We start from the raw sequence: 1,178 nt of genomic DNA, 5'->3' as shown, positions 1-1,178 counted from the left end.
TTTTCCCGAATTCCATTCATAAGCAAATGAAAAAAGAGAAGTGGCTAATTTTATAGCCCCCCCAGCCCCCGATGGGGGAGTTTTTATATCGCTAATGTTTGGTTTAACAAAAGAACCAATATTATTCTTCTGTGTATTTTGGGAAACAATTCCCCCATCGGGGGTTAGGGGGCCACAGATTAAATTTTTATGAACTACTGAACTTGCCAACAAAGGGTTGGCTTGCGGACCTACCAAAATGTAAGGAATATACAGGTCGTATTTGAATTCAATATCGTAGGTCTTGCCTTTTTCGATAGGCTGCTCAACTTCCAAAATACCTCTGTCAAGTACAAATAACCATTCTTTGTCCAATTCGAGTAATTCATCGTACCGATACTCATTGCCATTGGCTTTGATTTTCAAATCGTTTTTATCTATTTCTTTGCCATCAATTTTAAGGTTAAAATCCATGCAAGAAAGCGGTAATGCACGATACCAGTGCGTTTGAAATTTGAGTTGAAAACCATTTTGGGTAGCTTCCAAAGCATCATCTTTGAGTATATATTTATCTAATGGACCCATTTTTATTTACTATTTTAGATTTACGATTTTAATGTTTGCTCAATCATCATTCGTACATCTCAATAATTCAATTAATTATTATATTCCTTTCGGCTATTCTGATACTTGGAAAAGGCATATATCCAATTCTTAGATTAATTTTAAGTCCTAATTTGTGTTCTCCTGCTGGCAATTCACCAGATTTTGCGATAGCAAGTGTAGCAACTTCCCCCATTTCCCAACGGTCGTCGAGTTCGTTTTCACGCTGTTCGAGGTTGTAGGTTTTACCATTAATCAGAATGCTTACATCACTTTGTGGCAAAGTTTCTCCATCTAAAGTAACTTCAATTTCTTCCACCATAGAAAGTGAAACGCCTCTGTAATAAGGCAATCTTGCCCCAATTTCGAATCCGTTTTCGGTCTTTTTGGCCAATTCTGGCACTATCATATATTTTTCGTACATAATTTCAGCCCCCTAACCCCCGATGGGGGGATTTTTTCGAGGTAATTTTTAAGGTTTAATAATAAAATTTTGACACATTTTGAGTTCCCCCATTGGGGGTTAGGGGGCTAAAAGTCCTTTCAACATTTGCTGATGCCTACGTACCTGTTCCACACTGTCAACTTCGTAAACA

2 protein-coding genes are annotated in these 1,178 nt (G+C 37.5%); both read right to left on the bottom strand.

All coding sequences use genetic code 11. The features are described 5' to 3' along the window. The coding region (locus ACOVO2_RS19705) for a C-glycoside deglycosidase beta subunit domain-containing protein (RefSeq protein ID WP_421771623.1) at positions 1–564 on the bottom strand (564 nt) is incomplete at its 3' end. Between the two features lie 67 nt (positions 565–631). Beyond that, positions 632–1,006: a C-glycoside deglycosidase beta subunit domain-containing protein gene (locus ACOVO2_RS19700; RefSeq protein WP_421771622.1), complete on the bottom strand. Its 375-nt coding sequence runs from the start codon at positions 1,004–1,006 to the stop codon at positions 632–634. Positions 1,007–1,178: the final 172 nt, after the last annotated feature.

The organism is Emticicia sp., assembly GCF_049241225.1.
In the GTDB taxonomy this organism is placed as follows: domain Bacteria; phylum Bacteroidota; class Bacteroidia; order Cytophagales; family Spirosomataceae; genus Emticicia.
The sequence above is the reverse complement of the archived record's forward strand: the minus strand, read 5'-3'. Positions and strand labels throughout refer to the sequence as shown.